The 7705-nt window shown below is 42.0% G+C and carries 5 protein-coding genes; all 5 read right to left on the reverse strand.

The features are described 5' to 3' along the window. On the reverse strand, positions 1-770 hold a 770-nt coding region (locus Q1V93_RS00170; protein ID WP_300659759.1), incomplete at its 3' end, for a hypothetical protein. A gap of 144 nt (positions 771-914) precedes the next feature. Beyond that, positions 915-1715 carry a LytTR family DNA-binding domain-containing protein gene (locus Q1V93_RS00175; protein ID WP_300659762.1) on the reverse strand — a complete coding sequence of 267 codons (801 nt, stop codon included), beginning with the start codon at positions 1713-1715 and terminating at the stop codon, positions 915-917. A 164-nt stretch (positions 1716-1879) separates the two neighbouring features. Then, positions 1880-3796: an OmpA family protein gene (locus tag Q1V93_RS00180; protein WP_300659764.1), complete on the reverse strand. Its 1917-nt coding sequence runs from the start codon at positions 3794-3796 to the stop codon at positions 1880-1882. A gap of 11 nt (positions 3797-3807) precedes the next feature. Next, positions 3808-4731: a type IX secretion system membrane protein PorP/SprF gene (locus Q1V93_RS00185; RefSeq protein WP_300659767.1), complete on the reverse strand. Its 924-nt coding sequence runs from the start codon at positions 4729-4731 to the stop codon at positions 3808-3810. A 22-nt stretch (positions 4732-4753) separates the two neighbouring features. Then, a partial coding sequence (locus tag Q1V93_RS00190) for an HYR domain-containing protein (protein WP_300659770.1) occupies positions 4754-7705 on the reverse strand: 2952 nt, incomplete at its 5' end.

Genomic DNA, 7705 nt, shown 5'->3' on the forward strand with positions numbered 1-7705 from the left:
GGTAAAATTTCTTCCAATTCATCTGCTGAAGTGCTGAAATTCTTAATTTGAAGATACGCTGTAGCAGTGTTCTTTTCTACAAAAACAACCGATTTATCCGGAATGGCTGTTCCCATATTATCTGCCGTATCCTGTGTTATCAGCAAATTTAAATGTGTAAACGGAAGTTTTGGGGTAAGCATACTAAACCCGAAAAACAACTCAATGTCGTCATGGGCATTGTAGCACAAGTCTTCCAGTTTTTCTTCGAATTTTTTCCATTCGATTGTCTGCAGGGCATTTTTTGAATAGATATTATCAGTGATCGTATTGACTATTTTCGGATAGAGCTCTTTATAACTGATCCTGTCTTCTTCAGAAATCACTCCATCTATTGTTCCAATAAACGTTCCCGCAATGCTTGACAATTCCCCACTCAGCATTCCATTGTTTACTGCTCCCCTGAACCTTAATTTTCCAAACATCGGAATGGCTGTTTCCCCGAATAAACTGTCTGCTTTCTGTGCACCTTTAATCGTTACGATGCTTCCCTTTTTTGGCAATTTACCTAAAAGCCTCCCCAATCTTGCCTTAGCTCCCACGATACGGACATCGGCATTTTTAGGCGAGGTTAGTTTAAATTGGTTTTTGTCAGTATTTAAATCTAAAAAGGTAGAAATGACCGTTCCGCCGCCAAAATCTATTTCCGTTTTAAAATGCCTCTGATTGCTTTGTGCAAAAGAAGTATTTAAAAGAAAAAACAAGGCAATATTTAAAACGAGGGCTTTCATTTTTGAGTTGTTGCGCATAAATTGAATGATTTGATTATTGTCCAAAGAAAATGCTAAATCCCTTGCAATCCAGTTAAAAGTGATGAAACGACTACCTTTTTTGACGACTGGAATAGCTTAAACCCAACTTGGTTTTCTGAAAAACTAAAATCTGCCGTTTTTGATCTCTTTATAATAAGTCTTTGACAGCGGAATTTCCTTTTCGCTCACCACAAATGAGATTTTTGCTCCTTGTGAATTGCCGGTTATTTCTTTTATCATTCCTGCGTTTACAAGATAAGATCGATGGCATTTTTCTAAAAAGGGCAGCTGCACCGACACATTGTGCAGCGTTTGCCTGAACGTAAGCGAAATGACCTTTTTGCTTTCATCCGTAAAACAGATCTCCACATAATTTTCTATCGCTTTAACAAACAATAATTCATCTTTTTCCATTCTCAGGATTTCATTTTTATTCTCTCCGATAAGCACCATTGAATTTTCTGCGGGTGGGATGATCTTCTCACCGAATTTCTGTCTCAGATAAATCATCGGTGGAACAAAAACGGGAATCATGCAAAGGACGGTTATACTTAAAAAACGCCAGTAAGTCCAGAGGGTATAGTCTTTGAAATTATTTACGATCGTTCTATTATACATATAGAGCACCGTACCTGAAAAAAAACAATAAAGCAGCGTCGAAATGATTTCATGCCTGATGGTCCAAACTTTGCCAGCTCTGAAGTATGCAACATTTTCAATACTGCCATAAATAACGAAGACCACAAAAGCAAAGATGCCATAACCGAAAAGAAGCAATGTCTTATATTCCGCATCGAATTGACTGGTATCAAAGGGTTGTAGTACAATAACGATGAAGCACAAGTAAACACATAGAATAAAACCAATGAGTATTTTTCTGTTTAATGATGATGTAAAATGGATCTGTCTTTTTAGAGCGCTCAATGTAAGAGGTTCAGTTTTGCACTAAATTAATAAAAAGTATACATGTTCTATTTCCCCGGGAACCTTCTTATAATTCCATGCCTTGTACCACTGCATAGAACAAAAAAGCGCAAACACTTAAAACACGAAATTCTAAACGTTTACGCTTTTTCTACAACCGGTTTCTAATTTACCCGAATCAAATCTGAATTCTGCCGGACTTTTGTGACTTTGAATTCTGTTCGTCTGTTTTGCTGATGTTCTTCCTCCGAACAAGGCACTCCGTTGCCACACTGGTTTACCAGTACTTTCTCTCCATATCCTTTATAAGTGAGCCGTGAAGAGTCAATTCCATTGGCAATCAGGTATTGAACCACAGCATATGCCCGTTTATCGGAAAGCACGTAATTGTACTGGTCATTCCCGCGGGAATCCGTATGTGAGCCGAGTTCAATCTCAATAGTCGGATTGTCTTTCAGAACGCGAACCAGTTTATCCAGTTCAAGAGCTGCGTCCGGGCGGATATTCCACTTGTTGTAATCGTAATAGATATTCTCAATCACAATCGGTTTATCAATCACAATTGGTTCAACCAGGAAATCGGCATAAAAATCCCGGGAATACTTCAAACCAATTGTTGACAACTCATCTGTTTTTGAAGAGCAACCAAATTTAGTACAGTACAAATGATAAGGTGTTTCCGAAGCCAGCCTGATTTGGAATTTTCCGTCTTTATCTGTAACAACCGTAATCACCTGGTTTGTTTTGGAATCGGTCAGTTCTACGCCTACTCCTTCAAGAGGCAGATTCGTTCCTTTTTCGTGAGCTGTTCCATACAGGATAAAGGTCGGATCATGTTTCTCAAAGGTATACACCTTATCTGCTTTTGTGCGCGATGAGGAAACAAAACCGGAATGATTATCCTTGTTCAGCGAGTACGCGAAATCATCATCGGGGGAATTTAACGGGTAATTCAGATTTTCCGGATTTGCCCATTTTTCACCATCGAAGTAGGTAATAAACACATCCAATCCTCCCATCGAGTTGTGCGCATCGGATGAAAAGTAGAGCGCACCATCGGTGTTAATGAAGGGAAACATTTCATTTCCGCTGGTATTGAGGTCTGGTCCGAGATTTTGTGGTTGTGACCATCCCTGATCTGTCCAAACACATTGATACAAATCCGTTCCACCATAACCACCGGGCATGTCTGACACAAAATAAAGTTCCTTTCCATCAGCAGAGAGCGCAGGATGTCCGCAATCGTAATCATCGCTATTGTATGGAAATTCTTCCAGGTTTTTCCACTTTCCGCCAATAAGCGTAGCTTTGAAAATCTTCAGGTTGTTTTCATTCTCATCGTTTAACTCCATTTTACGTTTGTAGTAATTACTGCGGGTAAAATAAACCGTGTTTCCATCCTGTGAAAAAGTTGCCGGACCTTCATGAAACCGGCTGTTGATATCACCCTGAAGAAGATGCGGCTGGAGCCATGCGCCACTCGAATCTTTTTCCATTTGATACAGATCAAGATAGGAATTTCCTGTCCAGGCTGTTGCCTTTTTACCCGGAAACACCGCTTTATCAGCCGTAAAAATAGCTCCGTTTTGGTACTCCACCATACTGAATGTATTTGTAAACTGATCTTCCAGAATCGGGGTTAATGTGTAGAGTGTTGTATCAATGTAACGGTCTTTGATGGAACGGCACGAGCTCAATAACATCTGTGCAACGTTGTCATCCTGGTTCATCTTCAGGTACTTTTCAAACCATTCGGAAGCAAGTTGATATTTGCCATTGTACATCAGCGTTTTTGCGTAGTTGAAATACCCGCTTGCCGGGACATCGGAATGTCTTACTGCATGTGCGTATTTCGTTTCAGCCGAATCCAGGTTACCGGTTTTAAAGTAGGAATCTGCCAACCTGGTTTCCGTAGATGTTTTATGCGTTTTCTCATCAATCTTTTCGTAATGATGAATTGCTTCCTGGTAAGCCAGGGCATCATAACTCCGGTTTCCCTGCACTTCATGAAAATCCGTACAGGCAGCGAGTAATACACCGGTACCTCCCGCTATTAAAAGTCTGAATTGTTTTGTTTTCATAACGCAAGTATTTAGAAGTAACGAGGTGTTTTAACCTTAACCAAATCCCTTCCGAAATCAATTCCAAACATGATTTCGTGAGTTCCGCTCGTATAACGACTCAAGGCCGTTGTTGTGAGATCATAAGCATATCCAATGCGGAAAAAGCTGTTTGCCTGGTATTCCACAAGAAAAACGACCGCATCATTGGTTCTGTAAGAAACCCCTGCAGAAATCATGTTTTTGTAGTATACCGCAAAATTGATATCTGCTTCCAGCGGTGCATTTGCCACATATTTCAACAATACGGAAGGTTTGATTTTAACTGTTGGTGAACACGTAAATACATACCCTCCCGTAAGGAGATAATGTCTGCGCAAAAACGAAGATTTGCTCAAATCAAAATTGAAATTGTAATCATTCTGATACGCAAACAATGTTGGAACGGAAATCCCGATGTAGTAGCGTTCACTGAAGTAATAAGCTCCGACACCAAAACTCGGAATATATTTCCCGTTGACATTCTGACTAAAGACCTGGTCTCCCTGATCCCAAATCACCAGATCTTCCAAACGTCCATTGAACTGCGACAAACTGGCACTCACTCCCAGCGCTAGTTTCGAATTGACGGAGGTCCGAATCTGGTAAGAATAATTTGCAGTGATCTTATTGTGTGTACTCACACCAATATGGTCATACATGAAGCTTACTCCGAGTCCCATGTTTCTGCCTCCGATCGGTCCGTCAACAGCTGCAATTGCAGTTTCGGGAGCTCCGCTCATACCAACCCATTGTTTGCGGTAAGTCATCGTGGATGACCAGTATTTATGAGATCCGGCATATGCAGGATTTAAGAACAATCCATTAAACATATATTGACTTAACATCGGATCTTGCTGAGCTATCACCTGGCCCCCGGCCAAGATTCCCAGTATGATTAAAATGAACTTTTTCATCTCAATAATCTTTTGATGATTACTATTTTCTTCTCAGGTCTACATAGCCCTTAAGTACCTTATCTTTTCCTCCAACAACCACGTTGAGTATCACGAAATAGGTTGCATCCGGTAGCGGATCACCTGCTTTGTTTTCACCATACCATTCATCCGCATAGCCATCTTTTTGGTACACGATGTTTCCCCACCGGTTAAACACTTTAATGTTATTGTCCGGATAACTTTTGATTCCGTGCACAACAAAGTAGTCATTGTCACCATCTGCATTCGGTGAAAAGCCTTGCGGCATTTCCAATACATCCGGTTGAGTGAGTTTTACAATAACCGTAGCAATACAACCATTTCCGTCCGTTACATTCAGCAAGTACTCACCTGCTCCCAGGTTATTGATATTATTCGTTGTATCCTTTGTTGACCAGAAGTAAGAATAAGGTCCTGTTCCGCCGGAAACATTTGCCGAGACAGAACCATCGGTTCCACCATTCGTACTGACGTTGAAACCAGGTAAGTAACTCGACACTGTCAGATCAACGATCAGAGAATCCGGTTCGCCAACAACAATATTTACGACAGCACTACAACCGAATTCATCTGTAATCAATACGGAATAGGTACCCGCCGGAAGACTGGTCTGATGTGCATTATTTCCTCCCGTTGACCATTGATAAGCATAAGGCGGGTTTCCGTTGGAAATAACAACTGTTGCTTCGCCGTTGTCGCCTCCGTAGCAGGAAACATTCGTTACAATTGCTGAAGCATCCAGATTCGTTACAGACAAAATAACTCCTGAGTATGCTGCCTGGCAACCATGCGCATCTGTTACGAGAACATTGTATGAACCTCCCGACACGTTATTCAGGTTCTGATTCGACGAACCGTTAGACCAATCATATGCGTATGGTGTAGTTCCACCGGTAACCAGGGTTTGAATGGAACCGTTGGAAGCATTACACGTTGCATTGCTGATCACCGCCTGAAGTATTAACGAATCCGGTTGAGTAATTGTCGTATTGAAAGTCAGGGTACATCCGTTGGCATCTGTCACCGTAAGGCTGTAAGATCCCGCTGCCAGACTACTCAAATCAGGAGTTTGTTCTCCGCTCAACCAGTTGTAAGTATACGGTAATGTTCCACCGCTCACACTTGTTTGGATAGAGCCGTCATTGGCATGATAACAACTCAATTGATTGACTGTTGTCACAATACTCAACACCTCAGGTTCTGTAATTGTAACCGTATCGGCAGTCGCACAGCCATAAAAGTCAGTAATATTCACCGTATAGGTTCCCGGTGTCAGATTGCTTAAATCTTCCGAAGTTGCACTGTTCGACCAATTGGTCTGATAAGGAGCCGTTCCGTTTGTTATTTGCAAATCAACACTGGCATTTCCAAATCCGTTACACGAAACCTGGTTTACCACGGTTGCACTGACCGGTGTCGGGTATATCCGCACGGTAAATGAACAACCGGACGTATTTCCATGAATATCGGTTACCACAAATGTGTTGACTGTAACCCCAACCGGGAAAACACTTCCTGAAGGCAAACCGGCAGTCTGAATCAGCGATGCCACGCCACAATTATCGGATGTTGTCGGTAAATTGTATGTCACCAACGGATTACACGTAGCAATGGTATCCGGACAATCAATTACGGGAGCTTCCGAATCCAGAATCGTAATACTGAACGAACAGGAAGTCGAATTCCCTGCATTATCAACAACCGTATAACTGACATTCGAAACTCCTACAGGAAAGTAGGTACCGGGAGTTGAGCTTCCTGAGATTGTTGCTCCGCAGTTATCGGAAAAAGAAGGGATAACCCAATTGACAATTGCACCACATTGCCCCGCGTCAGCGTTTTGACTGATCGGGCCAGGACAATTGGCAATTACAGGACTTTCGACATCACTAACAGTCACCGTAAATTGGCATTGAGCCTGATTACCGGCAATATCCGCAGCAATCCAGGTTACCGTTGTGATTCCCTGGTTAAAGATCACACCGTTCAGAGAAGTCCCTGAACCGGATGTTGCTCCTGTTAATGTATACGTTAATGATGTAACCGAACAGTTATCGAAAGCTGCTGCATCCCATGCCGAACCAACTTGCGTATAGGTACAAACACCAACGTTTGTACTTACATTCTGATTTCCGGAAGAACCACAACTCGTTATAACAGGTAACTGAGTGTCACTTACCAACACATTGAATGTACAGGAAGAGGTATTTCCGGAGCCATCTGTAGCAGTCCAGATAACGGTAGTTACTCCCAGGTTAAATTGAACTCCATTGAGAGAAGTTCCCGTTCCTGTTGTAGCACCTGTAAGAACATAGTTCACAGAAGCAACAGAACAGTTATCACTGGCGCTTGCATTCCATGCGTTTGAACTTTGGGTATAAGTACATTGTCCCTGGTCGGTAACAACCGATTGATTACCAACTGCACCACAGGATAAGATCACAGGAATCTGTGTATCATTTACTGTAACCGTAAACATACAAGTTGTAGTATTTCCTGCAGCATCTGTTGCAACCCAGGTAACGGTAGTTACTCCCAGGTTAAACTGAACTCCATTGAGAGAAGTTCCTGTACCTGTTGTTGCTCCGCTTAAACTATAAGCTATCGAACTAACCGTACAATTATCCGTTGCAATTGCATTCCAGCTATTGTTATTATGTGTATAGGTACAGATTCCGATATTCGCATTTACAACCTGGTCACCGATAGCCGAACAATTACTGATTATCGGATGCTGATTATCGCCAACGACCACACTAAATGAACAAATCGAAAAATTTCCGCTTCCATCCAGAGCCTTCCAGGTAACCAAGGTTGTTCCCTGGTTGAAAACAACACCATTCAATGTTGTTCCTGTGCCGATAGTTGCAACACTCAATGTGTAAGAAACAGATGCCACGGAACAATTATCGGTTGCACTTGCATCCCAAGCAGTGCCGGCGTGCGTATACGT

Origin of the sequence: Fluviicola sp. (assembly GCF_030151805.1) — a bacterium.
GTDB lineage: Bacteria > Bacteroidota > Bacteroidia > Flavobacteriales_D > Crocinitomicaceae > Fluviicola.